Raw genomic sequence first — 22345 nt, 5'->3', positions numbered from 1 at the left:
AGATGTTGAACGATTATAACGACGTTCTGCAAAAACTTTGCCATCACCTTGAGCAGCTTGCCGGTCCAGAGGTGGAAATCACACCGCAGAGCGATCTTATTAACGAGCTGGCAATCGATTCTGTAAAATTGCTGAACCTGATCATGGAAATCGAGGACGAGTTCGACATTTCCGTACCGATCAATGCTCTTGCGGATGTACAGACCGTTCATGAGCTCGCCAACTTGATCTACCGAATAAAGTCTCAAAAACAATGAGTTTGCTAGATAAACTGGATGCCGTGGCGGCAGCGAGAAAAGCCCTGCTGCCTGAGGGTGTTGAGGTTTTTGGAACACCCATAGAAGAAGTTTATTCCTCGACCGAGGCCAGGATCGGGGATCACCGGATATTGTTTCTGGGAACAAATAATTATCTGGGCCTTACCTTCGCTCAGGAATGCCGGGACGCAGCGCAGGAAGCGATTCACAATGAAGGCACGGGTACAACCGGCTCGCGCATGGCCAATGGCAGTTACAGCGGCCATCGTGCCCTCGAGCGCGAGTTTGCCGAGTTTTATCAATGCGGGTCCTGCATCGTATTTACCACGGGATATCAGGCCAACCTTGCAACCATCTCAGGGCTGGCCGGGGCCGGCGACATCGTTCTTATCGATGGCGATTCCCACGCAAGCATCTACGATGGTTGCCGTTTGAGCGGCGCCGAAATAATCCGCTTCAGACACAACGATGCGGCCGATCTGGAGAAGCGTCTCCGCCGCCTGGGAGAAAGATCGCGCTCCACCCTCATCATTGCCGAGGGCATCTACAGTATGCTGGGAGACCGCGCGCCGCTGGCGGATATCGTCAAGGTAAAGGATGCGTATAACAGCACGCTTCTTCTTGATGAAGCGCATTCCCTGGGGGTACTGGGTGAGACCGGACAGGGTCTGGTAGAAGAAACAGGCCTCCTCGATAGAGTAGACTTCATCACAGGCACCTTCAGTAAAAGCTTGGGGGGGATCGGCGGCTACTGTGTGAGCAATCATCCGCAACTGGATCAGTTGCGCTATGTGAGCCGGCCTTATATTTTCACTGCGTCGCCTACGCCTGCCACCATCGCCTCAACCCGTGCAGCTCTCAAGCTGCTGAGGGAGGGGGTCGAATTACGCCGACAGCTCTGGAAGAATGTGCACCAGCTCTACTCGCAACTCAAGGAACTGGGTTATCGCCTGGGACCGGAACCCAGCCCTGTTATCGCAACAATCCTTGAAACGCCGCAACAGGCGCTGGCACTGTGGAAAGGACTGCTTGAACAGGGTATCTATGTGAATCTGGTCTTGCCGCCCGCAACGCCGGAGGGCAATTCGCTGGTGCGTTGCAGTGTAAGTGCCGTTCATACCAGCGAGCAGATGGATCATGTCGGCAAAACTTTCGCCATGTTGCGCGAGACTATTTTCCAGTAAGGACCTTTCGTTTTTCAGGCGCATTCGCATTGAAAGCCGGCCTGAAAGGAAGATCTCGTCCTTACTATCCTACCTTACACCGCCCCCCACGTTAATCACCCGAGTAGGCTGTAAGATCCGGAATAGGCCCGATGATGAATAAAAAAACGGCGCCGAGGTCAAGAAGGGAAAATAGATAATCCCTTAAAAACCCGTCGCCGCTCTTTCAGGAGGATCCGCGGAAGTGTGCTTTTAATTTCGCGGATCGTGGATTGAATAGCGCTCGCTGATTCCGCCTGCTCAGGACATTTTGGCGCTCGTCCGCCGACGCAGCAGAAAGAAGGCTGCTACGCCAGCCACACCCACTATCAGTGCAATCTCTGTCATGCCGATACCCCCGCCGTGTCCATCATGGCCGCCACCTCCCCCTACATGTACGGGAATGCGTACCGCGGGAGTCATCTTACCGTCCTTCTCGGTTTCCAGCAGCAACGCGTACTGCCCCAGTTCTTCCAGGTTTACGGTAAACGTAATGCTTCCGGAAGGGTAGGGTTTGGCAGGTATCGACATGATTTCATGCCCCCCCTCTCCATGCCCTTCCATTACCAGGCGCATCGCGATGGGAATTTCGCGGGATTCGGGATCGGTCAGGTCCACGGTGAAATACAACTCCCCGGTTTCGGGAACATGGTCGCAATAGGCATGAGTGGGCGGAAGCTCGCCCTTGGGCTTCTCATAGGCGCTGAAGGATACAGGAAAGGCGCCCGATTTGATGGCACAATCGCCTGAATGGTGGCCTTCATGCGCAAGCATGAGTTGTGCATGGGCGGGAACAACGACGAGAGCTATCATCATAGCCCCTGCCAGCCCGGCAGCCCACTCAAAAATTTTCTTCATAATATCTCCGGTTTTGTGTCCGCAATTTAATCTGACGCCCCGCGCAAGCGGGAGCAATCGCCGATTGTATAACAAACCTGTCCGGAAAAGGAAACAGAGAATGTTCACATAACAAGCTGCGGAAGGATGGCGAGGGAGATATTTTTGCTGTTTTCTGCTACCTGGAACATGCAGGGAACCTCCAATCGGCGGGTCGTCGCTTTCGCCTTCATGGAGTGAGAACTATCAGAAATTGAGGAAAGAAGCTGGCCGATAAGCCGGGTTCTGTCAAGGACAGTCATTCCTCTAGGCGTGCAGTCACCCGCACGCTCAAGCAACCTACCCGCAGGCTCAGCGAGCAGCATCATCGCCTGCCTATTTGGTCTTGCTCCGGATGGAGGTTACCGCGTTTCACCGTAACTTAATACGCTCGTCTCTGTGGCCCTGTTCCTCACCTTACGGCGGCCGGCCGTTAACCGGCATCCTGCTCTGCGGAGCCCGGACTTTCCTCTCCCTGCACTCGTCACCGAGGACAGGCAGCGACTGTCTGGCCAGCTTCGGTGCAATGATAGCCTAAAGCCCGTATGCACCGCAAACCTCCCCCTTCCCCTGTCTCCAATCTCCGATGAGCACGCTCAACAGAATAAAAATGCGTGCAGGCAGTGAACTCGCAAAATGAAATATTCGGTATGATCTTCCCGTTGCCAAACGGGTGGAACCATGAGACGAAGCGTACTGGTCATATCAGCCCTGATTTTTTGCCTTTCCGCGTGTGCGGGTCTCAGGCCGCAGGAGCCGTTGCGAATCTCCGTGGCCGGGCTTGAGCCTCTTGAAGGAAAAGGCATGGAAGCGCGCTTTGCAGTCAGCCTGAGAATCCAGAACCATGGCGCGGTTCCGCTGGACTATGATGGCGTTGCGCTCGACCTGGATGTGCGTGGAATGAGGTTTGCCAGCGGAGTAAGCGATCAGCAGGGCACGATTCCCCGCTTTGGCGAAACGGTCATCATTGTTCCGGTAACGGTTCCTGCCACCGCTATCATTCGTCATGCATTCCGTCTGACTGCGGGGGATCACCGAAAGACCGATTACGAATTGCGGGGCCAGCTGGGTGCGCCGGGCTTTGCCATCGGCCGCCATTTTGATGTAAAGGGTGAAATCACACTCCCCGCCCTGCCGGCGGAGGGGGCCCGGTAAAAAACCCTCAGCCCGCGCGTGGAGTGCCGCCTCCGCATTCAATCGGTTCTACCATTCTGGAGGAATACCGGGCGCGATATTCCTCCACAGCCGGCAGGTGATGCGCCAGATTCCCCTGCTCACGCAGGTAATCGACAATGTTTTCCAGATTGACGATGCTCGTGACGGGAATTCCATACATGCAGCGCACTTCCTGCACGGCGGAAAGCTCGCCTTTGCCCCGCTCCATGCGGTCCAGGGCGATGGCCACCCCTGCGGGGGTGGCACCTGCGGCATGAATATACTCGACCGATTCCCGCACCGATGTGCCGGCGGAAATCACATCATCCACGATCAGCACCCGCCCGGCGAGAGGAGCGCCCACGAGATTTCCTCCTTCTCCGTGGTCTTTCGCCTCTTTGCGGTTGAAACAGAAGGGGTAGTTGTTGCCCCCGTCGGCCAGGGCGATGGCAATGGAACTTACGAGTGGAATGCCCTTATAGGCGGGACCGAAAAGCATGTCAAACGGAAGCTGGGCAGCAAGGATGGCTTTGGCGTAAAATTGCCCCAGCTTTCCGAGAGATTCCCCATCGTTGAACAGTCCCGCATTAAAAAAATACGGCGAAATACGTCCTGCTTTGGTTTGGAATTCGCCAAAGCACAGAACATTCCGGCCGATGGCGAACTCGATGAACTCCTTTCGAAAATCGGACATGATAATGGCTTCGGGAAATCGACGTGCGAATTATAACGCTTAACCTCAACGGAATACGCTCTGCTGCCAACAAGGGTTTTTTCCGATGGCTGCCTTTGCAGGATGCGGATATCGTCTGCGTACAGGAACTCAAGGCTCAGGTGGGCGATATTACCGGAGAAGTGGTCTCCCCCGATGGCTACCACGGCTACTTCCACTGCGCTGAAAAAAGAGGATATAGCGGAGTGGGCATTTACACACGCCAGAAACCGGGGGGCGTGACCGAGGGCCTCGGTGTACCGGAGATCGATGCGGAGGGGCGTTACCTGCGCGTCGATTTCGGGCAGTTGAGCATCATCTCGATCTATTTTCCGTCCGGTTCGGCGGGTGAACATCGGCAGGCCGTCAAATATTTCTTCATGGAGCAATTTTTTCCCATGCTGGAGAAACTGGCAGCATGCGGCAGCGAGATTATTTTGTGCGGAGACTGGAACATCGCCCACAAGGAAATCGATCTCAGGAATTGGCGTTCCAATCAGAAGAATTCCGGCTTCCTGCCACAGGAGCGCGCCTGGCTCACCGATGTGTTTCAGGAGCTTGGATTCGTTGATGTCTTCCGCCGGATAAATCCGGAGCCGGACCAGTATACCTGGTGGTCCAACCGCGGGCAGGCCTGGGCGAAGAACGTCGGCTGGCGCATCGATTATCAGATCGCCACCCCCGGGATCGCGGGCAAGGCCAACGCGGTTTCGATTTACAAGACCGAGCGTTTCTCCGATCATTCCCCGCTGATCATTGATTACGATTACAGCTTATCCGCCTGATCCGACGCCTTGCCGCGAACCACTGATAATGCCGGAAATCCCGTCAGAATGACTGCCCCAGAATGATGCCAGCTACCCTTTCGAGCTGGCTGCACGCTTTTCGCATCTATACCCACCCCCGCGTGCTGGGAATGCTGTCTCTCGGCTTCTCGGCGGGATTGCCCCTGCTCCTGGTGATGGGCACGCTTTCCTTCTGGCTGCGGGAAGCGGGAATCGACCGTTCCACCATCGGCCATCTGAGCTGGATCGGGCTGGCTTACGGCTTCAAATGGATGTGGTCCCCACTCGTGGATCGCCTGCCTTTGCCATTACTGACACAATGGCTGGGCCGGCGCCGCGCATGGCTTTTATTGTCACAAATCGTTATCGCGCTTGCCCTCATCGGCATCGCGCTTACCGATCCACTCCGAAACCTTTCGCATACAGTCTTTTTTGCCCTGGCGGCGGCCTTCGCCTCCGCAACCCAGGATATTGCCCTGGATGCATACCGGATCGAGGCGGTGGCACCCAGGCTCCAGGGGGCAATGGCCGCGACCTACCAAGCAGGGTATCGGCTGGCAATGATTCTGGCTTCCGCCGGCGCGCTGTGGATAGCCGCCGCCGCAGGCTCATCAGCGGATATCTACGACTACGCGACCTGGCGTATCGCTTACCTGAGCATGGCCGCCTGCATGTCGGTGGGGATCATCACTACCCTCATCATCCGCGAGCCGGAGGTTCCTTTCACCCGCCTGATTTCAGAAAATGAAGATCGCGCGCGAGCCGCCATTGCGCATTGGCGGATCAGCGCGGCACTCAAGCAGATGCTGGCCTGGCTGTATGGAGCCGTGATCGCCCCCTTCCGAGACTTTATTGTCCGCTATGGGGGGCAGGCCCTGCTGATTCTCGCCCTGATCGCGGTCTACCGCATTTCCGACGTGGTAATGGGCGTCATGAGCAACCCTTTCTACGTCGACATGGGGTATACGAAAGATGAGGTGGCGACGGTTTCCAAGGTCTATGGCGTCCTCATGACTATCGCGGGCGCAGCGCTGGGTGGCGTTCTGACAGCAAAAATCGGCATCATGCGCACACTGTTTCTGGGAGCGATTTTGTCCGCGACCACCAATCTGCTGTTTGTCTGGCTGGCGGCGCGCGGGCATGACTTGACCGGCCTGATCTTCACCGTATCGGCGGACAATCTCTCCGCCGGCATAGCATCCTCCGCTTTTATCGCTTATCTTTCCGGGCTGACCAATTCCGCCTATTCCGCTACCCAATACGCCCTGTTCAGCTCAGTGATGCTGCTATTGCCGAAATTTATCGCCGGATTCAGCGGAGACTTCGTGGATGCTTACGGTTATGCCAGCTTCTTTACCGGCACGGCGCTGCTCGGCCTGCCGGTGCTGGTTCTGGTCTGGCTGGCGGGACGTGCAAGATTCAAGCGTGCAGAATCTCCGGAGAATTGAAGCTTTTCCGGAAAACAGCTTTCACGAAGTACCTATTTCTGCTGTTCGAACCGGTAAAAGGCTAACATTCCCAGCAAGTTGGGCATGAAAGTGATCTGGCGGTTTCCGCTCATTACCCTGCGTTCGAGAATGCGTGCGCCGTGCTGGCCGCAGAATTCCTCGAAATCACCCAGCGTGCAGTTATGAATATTGGGAGTATCGAACCATTGATAGGGTAGTGCTTCGGAAACCGGCATATGACCGGAAAGCACCTGCAAACGGTTTTTCCAATAACCGAAATTGGGGAATGACACGATGCCTTCCTTGCTTACACGGAGCATTTCCTTGATGATGTTCTCGGTATTTTTTACAGCCTGCAGGGTTTGCGAGAGCACCACGTAGTCAAACGACCCCGATTCAAAACTCTGCAAGCCGGACTCCAGGTCGCTCTGGATCACATTCACCCCGTTGTTGAAGCAGGCCAGGACATTAGCATCATCAATTTCCACCCCGTAGCCGCGCGAGCCACGGGAGTCCCGCAGAAAACGGATGAGGGAGCCGTCGCCGCAACCCAGATCGAGTACCTTGGCCCCCGGTTTGACCCATGCTGCAATGAGGGCAAAATCGGGCCGGGCAGCATTAAGCGATGAATTCATGCCAAGGGATTTCTTCATACGACCACGTTATCCATGTAAGCCCGCACCAGCCTGTGATAATGCCGATCCTCCATGAGGAACGAGTCGTGGCCATGACTGGATGTAATTTCGGCATAACTGACGTTCAGTTCGTTGTCCAGCAGCGCCCTTACGATGGCGCGCGAGCGCTCCGGGGAAAAACGCCAGTCGGTAGTAAACGACAGCACCAGGAAATTAGCCCTGGCGAATCGGAATGCGGCGCTGAGGTCGTTGTTGTGCGGAAAGGCAGGATCAAAATAGTCCAATGCCTTTGTCATCAGCAGATACGTGTTCGCATCGAACTGGCTAGCGAATTTATCTCCCTGATAACGAAGATACGATTCTATTTCGAACTCCACGTCGTAACCGAAGGCAAGCGCTCCATTCCGCAGTTCCCGGCCGAATTTAGCCGCCATCGAGTCGTCCGAGAGGTAGGTGATATGTCCCAGCATGCGCGCCAGGCGTAATCCTCTCCGCGGAATGACACCGTGTGAATAATAGTCGCCGCCATGGAAATCAGGATCGGTAATGATAGCTTGGCGTGCCACATCGTTGAATGCGATGTTCTGCGCAGTCAACTTTGCAGCCGCGGCGATAACCAGCGCGTGGCGCACCCTCTCGGGAAAATCAAGTGTCCACTGCAAAGCCTGCATTCCGCCAAGACTACCGCCAGCCACGGCGGCAAACTGATCGATACCCAGATAATCGGCAAGGCGGACTTGTGTCTGAACCCAGTCTTCCACTGTCACAACCGGAAAATTCGGGCCGTAACACTTTCCAGTCCTGACATCAATACTCGCCGGTCCGGTGGATCCATGACAACCGCCCAGGTTGTTTACCCCGATTAAGAAAAATTTCTGGGTATCGATCGATTTGCCCGGCCCGATCATGTTGTTCCACCAGCCGGCACTCTTGGGGTTATCGTCGTAAAGGCCTGCGAGATGATGATTCCCTGAAAGGGCGTGGCATACCAGTACGGCGTTCGACCGCGCCGCGTTGAGCTCCCCGTATGTTTCGTACACCAGCTCGTAGCTGTCGAGCACCGCGCCGCTTTTCAAATGCAAAGGCGTGTCAAAACGCGCCACCTGTGGAGTAACAGTACTGAATGAATTCGAATCTTGCATGAGCATAAAAAAGGTCAGGAGGCTGACGTCACTATTTGTTCGTTCCCGAGCCCGGTCTCCAGAAAATTAAAACCGGTTTTACGCAGGCGCAGGAATTCCCCTTTCAAATAATCGCATCGCCTGATTGTAACCGGCAATTATAGTCGTACACGCTGCTCATATGCATCGGCATTCGGTGAAATGGAACAGGGAACGATCGTTCAAGCGTTGAGCTTCGCCAGCAGTGCGTGAATTTTCTCCGGATCAGCGGTTTTCAGTATTTTTTGAGTGATCGGAATGAGGTCGGGCAGATTTGCCCGCAAGACTTCACGTTTTACGGTCAGCAGTTGGACGGGGTGCATGGAAAACACGCGTAAGCCGAAACCGAGCAGCAGACGGGTAAACACCACATCCCCTGCGATCTCGCCGCACACGGACACCGGTATGCTTGCACGGTTCGCGCTGCGTATGACATGCGCGACCAACCGCAGCACCGCCGGGTGCAGCGAATCATAGAGGTGCGCGACAGTGTCATCGGCGCGGTCTATCGCCAGCGTATACTGGATGAGATCATTGGTGCCGATTGACAGGAAATCGAGCTTGCGCATGAAAATGTCAAGACTCAGCGCAGCGGCTGGAATTTCTATCATTCCTCCCACCTGCACTTTTTCGTCAAAAGGAATCTTTTCGTTACGCAGGCTTTGTTTGGCGCTTTGGATCAAATGCAGCGTCTGCGTTATCTCAGCAACATTGGAAAGCATCGGCACCAGAATCCGGATCTGCCCATAGCGCGAAGCACGTAAAATAGCGCGCAACTGGATATTGAACATCTGGGGTTCGGCCAGGCTCAGCCGGATGGCTCGCAGGCCCAGGGCGGGATTCGCAGCCACCCGTTTGGCATGATCCAGGTTCTTGTCCGCGCCAAGATCGAACGTGCGCACCGTTACCGGCATTCCCCGCATTTTTCGCGCCACGGTTCGATAAGCTTCGAATTGCTCTTCCTCATCAGGCAAGCTGTCCCGATTGAGGAACAGGAATTCGCTCCGAAAGAGGCCGACGCCGGTCGCTCCATTTTCTTTGACCTGATCGACGTCCTGCGGCAACTCGATATTTGCATACAGTTCCACTACCGTGCCATCCAGCGTCGCCGCGACCGTCGTCCTCAAGCGCTTGAGTTTCTGTTTTTCCAGCTCCAGCTCGCTCTGGCGCAGCCGATATTCCGCGAGCACATGCTCGTCCGGGTCCACGATGACCACACCCTGGTTGCCATCCACGATCAGAATGTCATTTTCCCGGATGAGGCGGCGGGCATGGTGAAGCGCGACGACGGAGGGGATGTTCAGGCTGCGGGCGACAATGGCGGTATGCGAAGTCAGGCCGCCAAGATCCGTCAGGAATGCAGTAAACGAATACTGCTTATATTGAAGCACATCGGCCGGACTCAAGTCGTGCGCTACCAGGACACTGTCGCCATCCCGCTTTTGCGAAGGGGGAATATATCCGGGATGCCCCAGCAATACCTTGAGAACGCGCTCCACCACCTGGATGACGTCCGTTTTACGTTCGCGCAGATAGGGATCTTCTATTTCCTCGAACTGCGCCATCAATACCCCCATCTGCTGGGTAATGGCCCATTCGGCATTGCACTGATTCTGGGCAATATACGCTTTTGCCGCAGTCGAGAGCGTGGGATCATCCAGAATCATCCGGTGCAGATCGAGAAATGCTTCGTATTCGGCAGCCGCCGGACCGCTGACGACCGTGTCGTGCAATGCCTGAAGCTCTTTGCGAACGGTTGTGAAAGCGGTGTCCAGCCGGGAGATTTCATTGGTGACCTGATCCTCGGGCACGACGTGGTGGGCGACTTCCAGCGCGGCATGAGACGCAAGATGAGCATGGCCTATGGCGATACCTTCCGAAACGCCCACCCCATGCAGTACAAAGCTCATTCGCTTTCTCCGAAGCGATCCTCGATCAGCTGTACCAAGGCCTGCATTGCCTCAATCTCGTCCTCACCCGCAGTTTCGATGATCAGGGTCGCGCCCTGGTTCGCAGCCAGCATCATGACGCCCATGATGCTTTTTGCATTGACTTTGCGATCGTTTCGTGACAACCACACATCGCTCCGGTATCGGCTGGCCAACTGGGTGAATTTGGCGGAGGCACGGGCGTGCATCCCCAGTTTGTTCAGGATCTTGATCTCTTTATATTGCATTTATCAACTTGGGTTTATACGAAAAACACCGTCCCGTCCGCCTGCCAGCGCCTTCTCCGCCACCCCTTCCAACGGCTCGGCCCGATAGGTAAGGGCCCGCACCAGCATGGGCAGATTCACTCCCGCAAGACATATCACCCGTTCTGTGGAAGCAACGAGCCGGGTGGCTATATTGCATGGGGTTGCGCCGCAGATGTCGCTCAATACCAGCACGCCCTCACCGCTATCTAGTTCTCTTATCGATCCCACTGCTTTTGAAAGGATAACGTCGGGATCATCCTCAGGATGAATGCCGATATGCGCCAGGTTTGGCAATTTCTTTCCCATCACGTGGTTGGCGCTCTCAACAAGGCTTTCTCCCAGATTACCGTGGGAAATAATCAGAATTCCGATCATGGTATTGTCAGCTCGGGCAACAAGAAGACAATGGAATGGATCAACGCGGCATCATTTCGAGGGCGTCCACCATCATTGCAGCCACATTGAAGCCGGTCTGGTCTGAAATTTCCCTCATACCCGTAGGACTGGTGACATTGATCTCGGTAAGATAATCCCCGATGACATCCAGTCCCACCAGCATCAAACCTTCATTGAACAACACGGGACCAAGTGCTTCGGCAATCTCACGATCCCGCGGGCTGAGTGGCTGAGCGATGCCGGTAGCCCCCACATTCAGATTACCCCGGAATTCTCCGGGCTTCGGGATACGGGCAAGTGTATAAGGGACGGGCTCGCCCGCGATCAACAGGATGCGCTTGTCTCCATCGGTGATTTCGTGGATATACCGTTGAGCCATGATGGTCTTTGTACCGTAGTGCGTCAATGTTTCTATTATCACCCCGATATTGTGATCCTCCCGGTGAACACGAAACACGCTTGCACCCCCCATGCCGTCAAGCGGCTTGAGAATGATGTCATCGTGCTCCGCAAGAAAATGGCGAAGCAGGCTTTCGCTTCGCGTTACCAGCGTTTCCACGGCATATTCGGAAAACTTGGCCACCGCAAGCTTCTCGTTATGGTCACGGATTGCGCGCGCGCTGTTGATGACATGCGCACCGCGCGTTTCAGCCAGTTCCAGCAAGTAAGTGCTGTAGATATACTCCATATCAAATGGCGGATCCTTGCGCATCAGTACGGCATCGAATTCCTGGAGCGGTATTTCTTCCGGCTCATCCACCCGGTACCACAGCCGTCCCTGAGAGTCCTCCCCGGTCAATTCGAGCGGGCGCGCGAAACCGACCGTATTCCCTCGCTGCCAGGCGAGATCTCCCTGTTGCATGGAGAATAAAGTGTGGCCCCTTGCTGCCGCCTCGCGCATGATGGCCACGCTCGAATCCTTGCGCGTTTTGATTGAATCGAGGTGATCAAGAACAAAGGCAAATCTCATGAGTCAGCAGGGGAATTATATGAGAATGGGATGAAGAAGAGCCATCAGGGGCGGGAGAGTGAGCAAAACGTGCGTTATCAAACCAAAATGTGCGAGAGGCTGTTATCAGCATAGCATCTGGGCAGATTGCTTGCCCCTTTCATCAAACCGGTGCGGTTTTAACGAACTCCCCCTGCAGATAAGCCGCTGTCCATTTTTGGGATTCTTTTTCAGAGGAACTTCCCAAAGGAAAATCCCGAGAAAATGAATGAATGAGACTGGGCTAAGCCATGATCGCTTCGATTCTCGCCTCACTTTTTTCCAGTTCTTGTGCAGCCGCCAGTAAAGCGAGCCTGGCTATGACGCCATAAGCATAAAACCGGTTGGCGCTGCAACCCGGCTGCGCTTCCCGATCCGGTAGCAGACAGGTATCTTCGAATGCCAGGGGTACAAAATGCATACCGGGGGCGTTGAGATTCTCGTCAACGCCCCGCTCGGTATGCACCCGGTAGAAACCACCGACGACATAGCGATCGATCATATAGATGACGGGCTCCGCCACCGCATCGTCGACATTCTCAAACGTATAAACCCCTTCCTGCACCATGATGTCGGTCACCTCCAATCCTTCTTTTACGACCGCCATCTTGTTGCGCTGTTTCCGGCTGAGTGTACGTACTTGCGCGCCATCTTTTACAGTCATTATCCCCATTCCGTACGTACCGGCGTCGGCCTTTACGATCACGAAGGGATCTTTCCTGACTCCATACTCGGCATATTTCTCCCGGATCTGGTGCAGGATTTCATCCACCGTATTGGCCACGCAGTCTTCACCCTTTTTCTCGCGAAAATTGATTTTTCCGCAGGAAGCGAAATAAGGATTGATAAGCCACGGGTCAATACCGATCAGGCTCGCAAACTGCTGCGAAACGTTATCATAGGCAGTGAAATGATGGGATTTCCGCCGGCTGGTCCATCCCGCATGCAGGGGAGGAATGACCGTCTGCTCGAGATTCTGCAGGACGGCCGGGGTGCCGGTGGAAAGGTCGTTATTGAGAAGCACGACGCAAGGATCGAAATCTTCCAGAACGACCCGATTGCCCTTCCGCTGAATGGGTTCGAGCGTGAGCTTGTTTCCACCGGGCAGGTCGAGCGCAGTGGGTGCGGTGATCTCAGGGAGCAGCGTTCCGATACGGACATGAATGCCGGCATGCCGCATGATTGCGTGCAAGGCCGCCAGATTTTGCAAATAAAAAATATTGCGCGTGTGGCTTTCCGGAATCAGCAGTACGCTGCGCGCGCCGGTACAGATTTTATCGATTGCCGCCATCATCGCCTGGACGCACAAGGGCATGAATTCGCGGTTTAGATTATTGAAGCCGCCTGGAAACAGGTTGGTATCGACGGGCGCCAGCTTGAACCCGCTATTGCGCAAATCCACGGAGCAGTAAAAAGGCGCAGCATGCGTCTGCCATTCATTGCGCAACCATTGCTCGATCGAAGGCATGGCATTGAGGATGCATCTTTCAAGATCAAGAATGGGGCCGCTCAAGGCAGTATCAAGGTGGGGCGTAGGCATGAAGGAAGCGGGTATCAACAGGAAACGGCGATTGTAACATCAGGAAAGCAGGGAATAAGCCGCCCCTTCCATAAAGCCATAAAGCTGGGGCACGCGGGCAATGTCTGGTCTGATGCAGATTATTTCAGTTCACCCAGGGTACGCAATTCCGGATCGAAAGCGGTCTGGTATTTCTCGGGAAGCCCAGCCACCGCCATGCTCGCTTCATACTCGTCCGGGTAAAGGCCATAGGTGACAATAAACCCGCTCCTGTTCCTGGAAAGGGGGTAAACATAAACATTCGACAATTCGACCAGCGCGCGGGCGCGCGCCAGAAAGCGCTCTATGCGATCAGGCTGGGCATTGCTGGTGGTGTACAGCACGATAGTGTACAGATTCCGGTCCGCCTTGGAGAAAGCTCCGAGGGTCGCCTCAACCCGTTGCTTCAGCAGCCTGTACCCCGCCAGATCGACTCCTGCAATAGTGTTTGCTGCATCTCCGGCGGGCTGACCTTCGGCAGCAAGCCCGCTTTGTGGAGCCGCGCCTGTCGCCGCGGCCTTTCCGCTTCCGGGAAGCGTTTTATCAGTTCCGATCCTGGCGGCAGTTTCCTTATTTGCCTTGTCCGTACCGGCCTTATCCGTAGCAATCTTGCCGGGGGTGGTGCTGGCAGATGTCATCTTTCCCCCGGACTCCTTGTTACTCCCGCTGGAAGGAAGCGAAGTGGCGGCGGAAATGGAAGAAGAAGATGGAGTGTTTGCGAGAACGTTTGAGCGAGTGGTCGCGATCGTTGTGGGAGAAATCGTGACAGTGGGGGCAGACAATGTTGACGGCGCCGCCGCTTCAAACGGCAAGGAAGCAGAGGTGTTGCCGATGCCTGCCGGTTGAGGATGCGAGGCTTGCCAACCCGCGACACCCAGCACTATTACGACTGCCGCACAGGATGTGGCACCCGCTCCGGCTATAAGATGTCCCACGAAATTGGGACGATTGCGCTTGTCCCTCCAATCGAGAGGGGGTTTGAGCCCGAGATCGGTTATCACTTTTCTGACATGAACCGCCTCCACGCTCGAAGCTTGCGCCAGAAACGCTGCCATCAGCGACTTGTCGGCGATCACATTCAGCTGGCGCAACAATCCGCCGGCGGCAACGTCGATCAACCGCAGCGCAGCGGGTGAAAAAATGTCGGGCCCTTCATAACCTGCGATCGTGCTCATCCGGTAGAGCAGATATTCGCGGGCGGCTTCGCGATCCAGTAGCTGCAAAACATACTGATGGCGAATTGCTTTTCTGATTTTGGTAAGCTGCTGTGAAGCCAGGGTGCGTTCCAGCCCCGGCTCACCCACCAGAACGATCTGCAACAATTTATGGTGGGACGATGCCCGCTCGTATAACAGCCCCAGCGCTTCCAGCGTTTCTGCCGGCAGAGTATGCGCCTCATCTATCAGCAACACGACTTGCCTGTCGCCCGCCTGCACGGCGGCAAGAATCTCCTGCAGTTCATCGCCATCAGTTGGCGAGGGTGGAAGAAGCAGACCTTCTTTCTCCGATTGAAACTTCAATTCGTCCATTATGGAATTCAGTAAAGCTTCCTGCGACGGGTTTTTCTTTGCAGAATAAATAACCCGCATGCTGTCGGACAGCCATTTAATCAACGCCTGGCATAGCACGGTTTTGCCGCTACCCGATTCGCCGGTGAGAGTAATCATGCCCTCTTCGCCTTCGCCGTGCGTCAATACATAAATAAGGGCATCCAGAGTTGCGCCCCGCCCTCCTCCTTCATAGAAACAGTTACGATCAATGGCTGGCGATTGAGAAAATGGCTGCCTGGATAAACCGAAATGATCAAGATACATTGCCGCCTCGTTGTCCGATCCGCCTGGAGGGTGTGTTCCGTAGTATTAGGGCCGCTTGGCAGCTGTCAAGAACTCTAATCAGGAATTCTGAATAAGATACACTATGGAACATAAAATTCCTCGATGAACCTTATATCCCATCTATACAAAACCATCTATACAAAACCATCTATACAAAACGGAACGGGGGGACATCCGGGAGCTTATCTTCTAAAGGAGTTCCAAAGGAGCTTTAAACCTTGTATTGATCCCGCATGCTAGGGTATAGTTCGAATTTCGCCATTTATATCCAAGCGGAAGAGCGCGAACTCATCATCGCCGCCGAAGGCGCAACCCCCCGGAATCGCTCAGGCGCAGATCATGTCGATCTTGATCCCTGATAACCGCTTGCGAAAAGGCAATCTGGAGAGTGCCGGCATTGGGCTGGCCACCGAAGGGGCAGACGGAGCAGGGAAAATCCTGCCCGTAATCTCTCAGGTAAAAAGGACAGAGGGGTGAGGTCATCAGGCATGACCTCACCTTTTTTTTGGGATATCGATCTGTGAAAACAACTCCTCTAAATCAAACCCACCGCGATATGAACGCCAAGATGGTGGATTTTGGCGGCTGGGACATGCCCCTGCATTACGGTTCGCAGCTTGATGAGCACCACAAGGTGCGCAGCGATGCGGGCATGTTCGATGTGTCCCATATGCTCGCCGTCGACATCGAGGGAGAGAGCGCGCGCGCGTTCCTGCGGCAACTGGTTGCCAACAATATAGACAAACTGACGCAGCTAGGCAAGGCGCTTTACTCCTGCATGCTCAACCCCGACGGCGGAGTAATAGATGATCTTATCATCTATTTTCTGACGGAATCGCATTTCCGGATGGTGGTCAATGCAGGGACCGCCGATAAGGATATGGCATGGATGCTTTCGCAACGCGACCGTATTGCCCCCGGTCTTGAAATCACGCCCCGCAGGGATCTAGCGATGATCGCAGTGCAAGGCCCCAACGCCCGCGCCAAGGTGTGGCAGGTACTTCCGGGCTCTCAGACGGACACGGAGAATCTGAAGCTGTTCCAGGCAGCCTTTTTTGACAAGTACTTTATCGCCCGCACAGGTTACACCGGAGAAGACGGTTTCGAGATTACGCTTCCCGCAGCCGATGCCACGAATTTCTGGAATAAACTTCACGCCGCGGGAGTGGCCCCCGCCGGCTTGGGGGCAAGAGATACGCTCCGGCTCGAAGCGGGCATGAACCTTTACGGGCAGGATATGGATGAAACCATCAACCCCCTGGAAGCGGGGCTGGGCTGGACGGTGGATTTGAAGAGCGATCGCGACTTCATCGGGAAGCAGGCGCTTCTGGACAGGCCCGTCACCCAGCAACTGACTGGGCTGGTGTTGTTGGATCGCGGAGTATTGCGCAGCCATCAGAAGGTGGTTACACAAAACGACGGGGGCGAGGGTGAAATTACCAGCGGAGGCTTCTCGCCCACACTCAATCAGTCTATTGCTCTGGCGCGCCTGCCTCTGGACGTCTCTCCCGGAGACGAAGTTCAGGTCGTTGTTCGGGATAAACGGCTGAAAGCGAAGGTCGTGAAATATCCTTTCGTCCGCAATGGCAAGATTCTCGTTTGATGAAACGGCAAAGCACTATCATTTAATTCTGGAGCAAAGACATGAGTATTCCGAATGATCTGAAATACACGAAATCCCATGAATGGGTGCGTCTCGAAGATGACGGCACGGCAACTATCGGTATTACCCAGCATGCTCAGGAGTTGCTCGGGGACATGGTATTCGTTGAAACCCCCGCAGTGGGCCGCCAGCTCAAGCAAGGGGATGAATGTGCCGTAGTTGAATCGGTAAAGGCGGCAGCCGATGTTTACGCGCCGATTACGGGAGAAGTCACCGCCGCTAATCCGGAACTCGCCTCCGCTCCGGAAAAAATCAACCAGGACGCGTATGCGGCCTGGCTTTTCAGACTGAAACCGGCAAACACCGCTGATCTGGAAAAATTGCTCGATTCTGCCGGATACCAGAAACTGCTCGAAAGCGAAGACCATTAATCAAATCACTTGAGGGAAATGGAACGGGGCCTTGCTCCCGCTGTCATTTCCCTGCCTTTTACGCCTCACCGATGATTCACGGAACAAATCATGCCGTTCATTCCACATACTGAAGAAGATATACAAGCCATGCTCGCGAGCATTGGCGCAAACAGCATTGATGAGCTGTTCGATGAAATTCCACCCGCGCTGAAGACCGGAAGCCTGAAGCGGGTGCCGCCCGGCTTGAGCGAAATGGAAATATCGCGTTTGATGCTGGAGCGCGCCGAGCAGGATGGACGCTACCTGAATTTCATCGGTGCGGGTGCTTATGAGCACCATATTCCGGCGGCTGTCTGGCAGATTGCCACGCGGGGGGAATTCTACTCCTCCTATACGCCTTATCAGGCGGAGGCCAGCCAGGGCACCCTGCAATTGCTCTATGAGTACCAGACCATGATGGCGTCGCTGACGGGAATGGATGTTTCCAACGCCAGCATGTACGACGGTGCCTCGGCCCTGGCGGAAGCCGCCCTGATGGCGGTGCGTTCGCATCGGACCTCGCGCCGGATTTTGATCCCGCAGACCGTGCATCCCGTCTATCGCAGTGTGGTACGCGCCATTGTCAAAAACCAGGGAATTGAGGTGGTGGAGGTTCCCTACGACAAACTTTCCGGGCAGACTTCGCTGGACGGGCTGAAAAACTTTGGCAGCGAAGAATTCGCAGCGCTCGTGATTCCCCAGCCGAACTTTTTCGGCGTGCTTGAGGATGTCGATACGCTGACCGACTGGGCTCAGAGCAGAGATGCTTTTGCCATCGCCGTCGTGAATCCCATGGCACTGGCAATGCTGACTCCACCCGGCGAGTGGGGCGAGAAAGGGGCAGACATTGCCGTCGGTGAAGGGCAGCCATTGGGCATTCCCTTGTCCAGTGGAGGACCGTATTTCGGTTTTATGGCCTGCAAACAGCCCCTGGTGCGCCAGATGCCCGGCCGCATTATCGGTCGCACGACGGATCAGGAAGGTAGCGATGGCTTCGTTCTTACGCTCCAGGCGCGGGAACAGCACATCCGGCGATCCAAGGCCACCTCCAATATTTGTACCAATCAGGGACTCATGGTTACGGCCGCAACCATCTACCTGGCCTTGCTGGGCCCGGAAGGCTTGCGCCGGACTGCTGCCCAGTCGCATGCAAATACGGCAGCATTACTGGAAAAACTGGAAAAGCTGAAGGGCGTGAAAAGAGTATTCAGCGGGCCCGTGTTCCATGAAGCGGTTATCTCCCTGCCTCGTCCCTCTGCCAGTGTATTGCAGGCACTCGAAGCCCGACGGATATTGGGTGGACTCAATCTCAAGGAGTACTATCCGGAACTTGGAGATGCCGTGCTGGTGTGCGCAACCGAAACGAAAACGTCCGGGGACATGGAAAATTATGTCACGCAACTGGGCGAAGTCATCAGGAATTCATAGCACCGATATCGCATTGGACGTTTAGCAGCCATCCCACATCTTAAAGGAGAAACAGTATGGTTACCCTAGCCGGCAATCCCATCAAAGTTGAAGGCACCTTCCCCAAGGTAGGCGACAAGGCACCCGATTTCTCTCTGGTAAACAGGGATTTGAAAGATGTCACCCTGGCCGATTTTGCGGGCAAGAAAAAAGTGCTCAACATTGTTCCCAGCCTTGATACCCCGGTCTGCGCCATGTCCACCCGCAAGTTCAACGAGCAGGCCAGCAATATGGAAAACACGGTGGTGTTGATCATTGCTGCCGATCTGCCCTTCGCAATGAGCCGCTTTTGCGACATGGAAGGACTCGACAAGGTGGTACCGCTTTCCACGATGCGCGGGGCGGAATTCATGAAAAACTACGGGGTGGCGATTACGGACAGTCCTCTTGCGGGGATCACGGCCCGGGCTGTCGTGGTCCTGGATGAAAACGACAAGGTCACCCATGCGCAACTTGTCCCGGAAATCAAGGAAGAGCCGGATTATGAGGCGGCGCTGAAGGCACTGGAATCCTGAACAGGACCGACATGTGGAATGCATCGCCTTTGGTCGATGAGGGGGTATCCGGCGCCTGCGGAATACGCGCCCTCCTACTCGCGGCTCTGAGGCAGAGGAAGTCGGACTCCTGCCTGTCAATATCTTTCAACACATTCACTTAGCAAACACCGGATTGAACCCATGCTGATATTTGAACATTCTCGCCCTGGCCGGCGCAATTATTCCCAATCTCCGAAAGCTGCGGAAGCAACGGATATTCCGGAGAAGCTGTTGCGCAAGACCCTGCCGCTGCTGCCTGAAGTGTCGGAGATGGACGCAGTGCGCCACTACACCCGGCTGTCGCAAAAGAATTTTTCGATAGACACGCATTTTTATCCGTTGGGTTCCTGCACGATGAAGTACAACCCAAGGGCGTGCAACTCCCTCGCGATGCTGCCCCAGTTTCTGGCGCGCCATCCCAGATCGCCGGAAAGCACCGGCCAGGGATTTCTTGCGTGCATGTACGAGCTGCAGGAAATTCTGAAAGATGTAACCGGTATGGCCGGGGTAAGCCTTACGCCCATGGCGGGAGCACAGGGCGAGCTGATCGGCATCGCAATGATACGCGCCTATCACGAGTCGCGGGGGGACACGGCCCGAACCGAAATCATCGTTCCCGATGCGGCGCATGGCACCAACCCTGCTACAGCGGTCATGTGCGGCTACAAAGTCGTCGAGATCGCCACCGACAAGGAAGGTAATGTGGACATGGCTGCCCTGAAAGCCGCGGTCGGCCCGAAAACGGCTGGGCTGATGCTGACCAATCCTTCCACGCTCGGTGTATTTGAAGAGAACGTCGCCGAGATGAGCAGGATTGTCCACCAGGCAGGCGGATTGCTCTATTACGATGGCGCAAACCTGAACGCCATACTTGGTAAGGTCAAGCCAGGCGACATGGGCTTTGACGTCATTCACATCAATCTTCACAAGACGTTTTCCACTCCGCACGGCGGTGGAGGCCCGGGCTCGGCCCCGGTGGGCGTCGCACCGAGGCTGTTGCCGTTTATGCCTGTACCTATAGTGGCATTTGAAAACGGAACCTATCGCTGGCAGACGGAGAAGGATATACCGCAATCGATCGGAAGGCTTTCGGCGCACATGGGTAACGCAGGCGTTCTGTTGCGCGCCTATGTGTACGTGCGTCTGCTGGGGGCGGAAGGCATGCATCGAGTGGCCGAGTTTGCGGCGCTTAACGCCAACTACCTGATGGCTGAACTGCGAAAGGCGGGTTTCGAGATCGCCTATCCCAACCGCAGGGCCAGTCATGAATTTATCGTTACCCTGAAGGACCTGAAGGAAAAAACTGGCGTCACCGCGATGAATCTCGCCAAGCGTCTGCTGGATAAGGGTTACCATGCTCCAACGACCTATTTTCCGCTCCTCGTGCCGGAATGCCTGCTGATTGAACCCGCTGAAACCGAATCAAAGGAGACGCTGGACGCCTTCGTAACAGCAATGAAGGAAATCCTGGAGGAAACCCGTACGCAGCCGGACCTGGTGAAAAGCGCGCCTCATACCACGCCCGTCCGCCGGCTGGATGACGTAAAGGCCGCACGCGAGCTGGATCTGGCCTGGAAAGCACCCACGCGCAACATAACCAGGACTGAAACCCTCACCCCGATCCCAACCGTAAGCGTAGCTTAACGATTCAGACTTTCCGGGCGCCTCCCATGCATACACTCATTTGCGGCTCCATCGCCTATGACACCATTATGGTTTTCGGCGATCATTTCAGGAACCATATCCTGCCGGAGAAAATTCACATACTGAACGTTGCTTTCCTGGTACCGGATATGCGCAGGGAATTTGGCGGCTGTGCCGGCAATATTGCCTACAATTTACAGATGATGGGAGGCTCCCCCCTCATTATGGCGACGGTGGGGGATGACTATGAGCCATATGCGAAACGCCTTTCAGATCTGAATCTGGTGCAAACACATATACGGCACATCCAAGGCTCGTTCACTGCCCAGGCGTTCATCACTACGGATCTGGCCGACAACCAGATAACCGCTTTTCATCCGGGAGCAATGAACAGTTCGCATGAAAATCACATCGCTGCTGCGGAAAACGTGAGCCTCGGCATTGTAGCGCCCGATGGGCGCGACGGCATGTTGCAGCATGCGCGCGAATTTCATGAAGCAGGTATTCCCTTCATGTTCGACCCGGGCCAGGGGCTGCCCATGTTCAATGGCGAAGAGTTGCTCGATTTCATCCGCAAGGCGGACTATGTCGCCGCCAACGATTATGAGGCGCAGTTGCTGCAGGAACGAACCGGTCTTACGCTGGAGGCGCTGGCGAAACTTGTAAAGGGATTGATTGTCACAAAGGGGGCACAAGGATCGACGGTTTATGCGGATGGTCAACAGATCGAGATTCCGTGCGTTAAGCCGGACAGGGTGGCTGATCCCACGGGGTGTGGCGATGCATATCGGGCAGGCTTGCTTTATGGAATTGCCAAGGGAATGGATTGGCAAAGCGCCGGACGCCTCGGTTCGCTCATGGGGGCACTGAAAATCGGCCAGCGTGGTGGACAGAACCACCGCTTCAGCCGGGATGAGATCGACCAGCGCTACTATGAGGTTTTCGGAAACCGCATTCTATAGAATGAGAGGGCAATGAAACAGCACATTCTAGCCATAACCTTCCTCTGCTCAGGTGCGCTGCTTTTGAACGGCTGCGTAGCAGGACAAGGGGGGGGCGACTATGCTCGCGGCGAGGCGCGGCAGGAGCAGAGCGTGCGAACGGGGGTGATCGAAAGCGTGCGTGAAGTAAGACTGGAAGGCACGCGCAGTGGTATCGGGACAGTAGCAGGGGGGGTCGCCGGTGGAATCGGTGGCGCTCAGATTGCCCATGGGTGGCTCGGCGCCCTGGGAGCCCTTGCCGGAGCAGTGGGCGGAGGTCTGCTCGGCCAGGTGGCAGAGGAAGGTGTAACCGGCCGGAAGGGCGTTGAAATTACGGTGAGACTCGACAACGGTTCCCTTGTTGCCATCACGCAGGCGGCCGATGAAGAATTCAGGCCCGGCGACCGGGTAAGGATTTTATCGGGTGGCGGAGTCTCGCGCGTTACCCATTAGGCCCCG

General features: G+C 55.4%; 22 protein-coding genes, 1 other RNA gene and 2 riboswitches. Of the genes, 12 read left to right on the top strand and 11 right to left on the bottom strand.

Going from position 1 to position 22345, the window contains the following annotated elements; translation table 11 throughout:
• The first annotated feature begins 2 nt into the window (after positions 1-2).
• Positions 3-257, top strand: a complete 255-nt coding sequence (locus tag NMUL_RS01195; RefSeq protein WP_011379591.1) for an acyl carrier protein — start codon at positions 3-5, stop codon at positions 255-257.
• A complete protein-coding gene (spt, locus tag NMUL_RS01190; protein WP_011379590.1) occupies positions 254-1441 on the top strand; it encodes a serine palmitoyltransferase in 1188 nt (395 codons plus the stop codon). Before NMUL_RS01195 ends, spt begins: the two co-directional genes overlap by 4 nt.
• A 279-nt stretch (positions 1442-1720) precedes the next feature.
• Here the strand turns inward: spt and NMUL_RS01185 are convergent, their stop codons facing one another.
• Together NMUL_RS01185 and rnpB are read right to left on the bottom strand one after the other, a co-directional pair.
• Positions 1721-2317, bottom strand: a complete 597-nt coding sequence (locus NMUL_RS01185; RefSeq protein ID WP_011379589.1) for a hypothetical protein — start codon at positions 2315-2317, stop codon at positions 1721-1723.
• A gap of 237 nt (positions 2318-2554) precedes the next feature.
• Positions 2555-2855, bottom strand: an RNA gene (gene rnpB, locus NMUL_RS15085) — RNase P RNA component class A.
• Between the two features lie 161 nt (positions 2856-3016).
• Here rnpB and NMUL_RS01175 point away from each other — a divergent pair.
• The gene (locus tag NMUL_RS01175) at positions 3017-3490 is read left to right on the top strand and encodes an LEA/WHy family protein (RefSeq protein WP_011379588.1); all 474 of its coding nucleotides are present in this window, start codon (positions 3017-3019) and stop codon (positions 3488-3490) included.
• Positions 3491-3497: 7 nt separating this feature from the next.
• Here NMUL_RS01175 and pyrE read toward each other — a convergent pair whose 3' ends face one another.
• Positions 3498-4184 (bottom strand): orotate phosphoribosyltransferase, encoded by a 687-nt coding sequence (gene pyrE / locus NMUL_RS01170; RefSeq protein ID WP_011379587.1) that lies wholly within the window; start codon positions 4182-4184, stop codon positions 3498-3500.
• Positions 4185-4207: 23 nt separating this feature from the next.
• Here pyrE and NMUL_RS01165 point away from each other — a divergent pair, with 23 nt between their 5' ends.
• Both NMUL_RS01165 and NMUL_RS01160 read left to right on the top strand, forming a co-directional pair.
• Positions 4208-4987 carry an exodeoxyribonuclease III gene (locus NMUL_RS01165; protein ID WP_011379586.1) on the top strand — a complete coding sequence of 260 codons (780 nt, stop codon included), beginning with the start codon at positions 4208-4210 and terminating at the stop codon, positions 4985-4987.
• 62 nt (positions 4988-5049) lie between these two features.
• Complete coding sequence (locus NMUL_RS01160; RefSeq protein ID WP_011379585.1) at positions 5050-6435, top strand: AmpG family muropeptide MFS transporter; 1386 nt, start codon at positions 5050-5052, stop codon at positions 6433-6435.
• Between the two features lie 32 nt (positions 6436-6467).
• Here the strand turns inward: NMUL_RS01160 and metW are convergent, their stop codons facing one another.
• The 8 genes from metW to NMUL_RS14775 form a co-directional block, all read right to left on the bottom strand.
• Positions 6468-7088 carry a methionine biosynthesis protein MetW gene (metW, locus tag NMUL_RS01155; RefSeq protein WP_011379584.1) on the bottom strand — a complete coding sequence of 207 codons (621 nt, stop codon included), beginning with the start codon at positions 7086-7088 and terminating at the stop codon, positions 6468-6470.
• Positions 7085-8218 (bottom strand): homoserine O-succinyltransferase MetX, encoded by a 1134-nt coding sequence (gene metX, locus NMUL_RS01150; protein ID WP_011379583.1) that lies wholly within the window; start codon positions 8216-8218, stop codon positions 7085-7087. Before metX ends, metW begins: the two co-directional genes overlap by 4 nt.
• A 194-nt stretch (positions 8219-8412) precedes the next feature.
• The gene (gene ptsP / locus NMUL_RS01145) at positions 8413-10140 is read right to left on the bottom strand and encodes a phosphoenolpyruvate--protein phosphotransferase (RefSeq protein ID WP_011379582.1); all 1728 of its coding nucleotides are present in this window, start codon (positions 10138-10140) and stop codon (positions 8413-8415) included.
• Positions 10137-10406 carry an HPr family phosphocarrier protein gene (locus tag NMUL_RS01140; RefSeq protein WP_011379581.1) on the bottom strand — a complete coding sequence of 90 codons (270 nt, stop codon included), beginning with the start codon at positions 10404-10406 and terminating at the stop codon, positions 10137-10139. Before NMUL_RS01140 ends, ptsP begins: the two co-directional genes overlap by 4 nt.
• Before the next feature lie 3 nt (positions 10407-10409).
• Entirely contained in the window at positions 10410-10802 is a 393-nt protein-coding gene (locus NMUL_RS01135) for a PTS sugar transporter subunit IIA (RefSeq protein WP_011379580.1), read from the bottom strand.
• A 40-nt stretch (positions 10803-10842) separates the two neighbouring features.
• Complete coding sequence (gene gshB, locus NMUL_RS01130) at positions 10843-11793, bottom strand: glutathione synthase (RefSeq protein WP_011379579.1); 951 nt, start codon at positions 11791-11793, stop codon at positions 10843-10845.
• 262 nt (positions 11794-12055) lie between these two features.
• Entirely contained in the window at positions 12056-13351 is a 1296-nt protein-coding gene (gene gshA, locus NMUL_RS01125) for a glutamate--cysteine ligase (RefSeq protein ID WP_011379578.1), read from the bottom strand.
• A gap of 119 nt (positions 13352-13470) precedes the next feature.
• A complete protein-coding gene (locus NMUL_RS14775; RefSeq protein ID WP_011379577.1) occupies positions 13471-15183 on the bottom strand; it encodes an AAA family ATPase in 1713 nt (570 codons plus the stop codon).
• A gap of 284 nt (positions 15184-15467) precedes the next feature.
• A riboswitch (glycine riboswitch) is annotated at positions 15468-15554 on the top strand.
• Between the two features lie 21 nt (positions 15555-15575).
• Positions 15576-15683, top strand: a riboswitch (glycine riboswitch).
• A 41-nt stretch (positions 15684-15724) separates the two neighbouring features.
• On the opposite strand from NMUL_RS14775, the gene gcvT reads away from it, so the two are divergent.
• From gcvT to NMUL_RS01085, 7 genes are all read left to right on the top strand, one after another.
• Positions 15725-16807, top strand: coding sequence for a glycine cleavage system aminomethyltransferase GcvT (gene gcvT / locus NMUL_RS01115; RefSeq protein ID WP_011379576.1), 1083 nt, complete (start codon positions 15725-15727; stop codon positions 16805-16807).
• A gap of 41 nt (positions 16808-16848) precedes the next feature.
• Positions 16849-17238, top strand: coding sequence for a glycine cleavage system protein GcvH (gcvH, locus tag NMUL_RS01110; protein ID WP_011379575.1), 390 nt, complete (start codon positions 16849-16851; stop codon positions 17236-17238).
• Between the two features lie 90 nt (positions 17239-17328).
• On the top strand, positions 17329-18687 hold the full coding sequence (gene gcvPA, locus NMUL_RS01105; protein ID WP_011379574.1) for an aminomethyl-transferring glycine dehydrogenase subunit GcvPA: 1359 nt from the start codon (positions 17329-17331) through the stop codon (positions 18685-18687).
• Between the two features lie 56 nt (positions 18688-18743).
• Positions 18744-19241: a thiol peroxidase gene (gene tpx / locus NMUL_RS01100; protein ID WP_011379573.1), complete on the top strand. Its 498-nt coding sequence runs from the start codon at positions 18744-18746 to the stop codon at positions 19239-19241.
• Positions 19242-19394: 153 nt separating this feature from the next.
• A complete protein-coding gene (gene gcvPB, locus NMUL_RS01095) occupies positions 19395-20906 on the top strand; it encodes an aminomethyl-transferring glycine dehydrogenase subunit GcvPB (protein WP_258039193.1) in 1512 nt (503 codons plus the stop codon).
• Between the two features lie 26 nt (positions 20907-20932).
• Entirely contained in the window at positions 20933-21868 is a 936-nt protein-coding gene (locus NMUL_RS01090; RefSeq protein WP_011379571.1) for a carbohydrate kinase family protein, read from the top strand.
• Between the two features lie 12 nt (positions 21869-21880).
• Positions 21881-22339 (top strand): outer membrane lipoprotein, encoded by a 459-nt coding sequence (locus tag NMUL_RS01085; protein ID WP_011379570.1) that lies wholly within the window; start codon positions 21881-21883, stop codon positions 22337-22339.
• Positions 22340-22345 lie beyond the last annotated feature (6 nt).

The sequence above is a fragment of the Nitrosospira multiformis ATCC 25196 genome (assembly GCF_000196355.1).
In the GTDB taxonomy this organism is placed as follows: domain Bacteria; phylum Pseudomonadota; class Gammaproteobacteria; order Burkholderiales; family Nitrosomonadaceae; genus Nitrosospira; species Nitrosospira multiformis.
Note: the sequence above shows the minus strand (reverse complement) of the source record. Positions and strands in the feature narration are given on the sequence as shown.

What these genes read in the sequence shown, in the direction of transcription:
- NMUL_RS01195 (WP_011379591.1), top strand. Translation starts at nt 3, where the DNA reads ATGTTGAACGATTATAACGACGTTCTGCAAAAACTTTGCCATCACCTT.
- spt (WP_011379590.1), top strand. Translation starts at nt 254, where the DNA reads ATGAGTTTGCTAGATAAACTGGATGCCGTGGCGGCAGCGAGAAAAGCC.
- NMUL_RS01185 (WP_011379589.1), bottom strand. Translation starts at nt 2,317, where the DNA reads ATGAAGAAAATTTTTGAGTGGGCTGCCGGGCTGGCAGGGGCTATGATG.
- NMUL_RS01175 (WP_011379588.1), top strand. Translation starts at nt 3,017, where the DNA reads ATGAGACGAAGCGTACTGGTCATATCAGCCCTGATTTTTTGCCTTTCC.
- pyrE (WP_011379587.1), bottom strand. Translation starts at nt 4,184, where the DNA reads ATGTCCGATTTTCGAAAGGAGTTCATCGAGTTCGCCATCGGCCGGAAT.
- NMUL_RS01160 (WP_011379585.1), top strand. Translation starts at nt 5,050, where the DNA reads ATGATGCCAGCTACCCTTTCGAGCTGGCTGCACGCTTTTCGCATCTAT.
- metW (WP_011379584.1), bottom strand. Translation starts at nt 7,088, where the DNA reads ATGAAGAAATCCCTTGGCATGAATTCATCGCTTAATGCTGCCCGGCCC.
- metX (WP_011379583.1), bottom strand. Translation starts at nt 8,218, where the DNA reads ATGCTCATGCAAGATTCGAATTCATTCAGTACTGTTACTCCACAGGTG.
- ptsP (WP_011379582.1), bottom strand. Translation starts at nt 10,140, where the DNA reads ATGAGCTTTGTACTGCATGGGGTGGGCGTTTCGGAAGGTATCGCCATA.
- NMUL_RS01140 (WP_011379581.1), bottom strand. Translation starts at nt 10,406, where the DNA reads ATGCAATATAAAGAGATCAAGATCCTGAACAAACTGGGGATGCACGCC.
- NMUL_RS01135 (WP_011379580.1), bottom strand. Translation starts at nt 10,802, where the DNA reads ATGATCGGAATTCTGATTATTTCCCACGGTAATCTGGGAGAAAGCCTT.
- gshB (WP_011379579.1), bottom strand. Translation starts at nt 11,793, where the DNA reads ATGAGATTTGCCTTTGTTCTTGATCACCTCGATTCAATCAAAACGCGC.
- gshA (WP_011379578.1), bottom strand. Translation starts at nt 13,351, where the DNA reads ATGCCTACGCCCCACCTTGATACTGCCTTGAGCGGCCCCATTCTTGAT.
- NMUL_RS14775 (WP_011379577.1), bottom strand. Translation starts at nt 15,183, where the DNA reads ATGTATCTTGATCATTTCGGTTTATCCAGGCAGCCATTTTCTCAATCG.
- gcvH (WP_011379575.1), top strand. Translation starts at nt 16,849, where the DNA reads ATGAGTATTCCGAATGATCTGAAATACACGAAATCCCATGAATGGGTG.
- gcvPA (WP_011379574.1), top strand. Translation starts at nt 17,329, where the DNA reads ATGCCGTTCATTCCACATACTGAAGAAGATATACAAGCCATGCTCGCG.
- tpx (WP_011379573.1), top strand. Translation starts at nt 18,744, where the DNA reads ATGGTTACCCTAGCCGGCAATCCCATCAAAGTTGAAGGCACCTTCCCC.
- NMUL_RS01090 (WP_011379571.1), top strand. Translation starts at nt 20,933, where the DNA reads ATGCATACACTCATTTGCGGCTCCATCGCCTATGACACCATTATGGTT.
- NMUL_RS01085 (WP_011379570.1), top strand. Translation starts at nt 21,881, where the DNA reads ATGAAACAGCACATTCTAGCCATAACCTTCCTCTGCTCAGGTGCGCTG.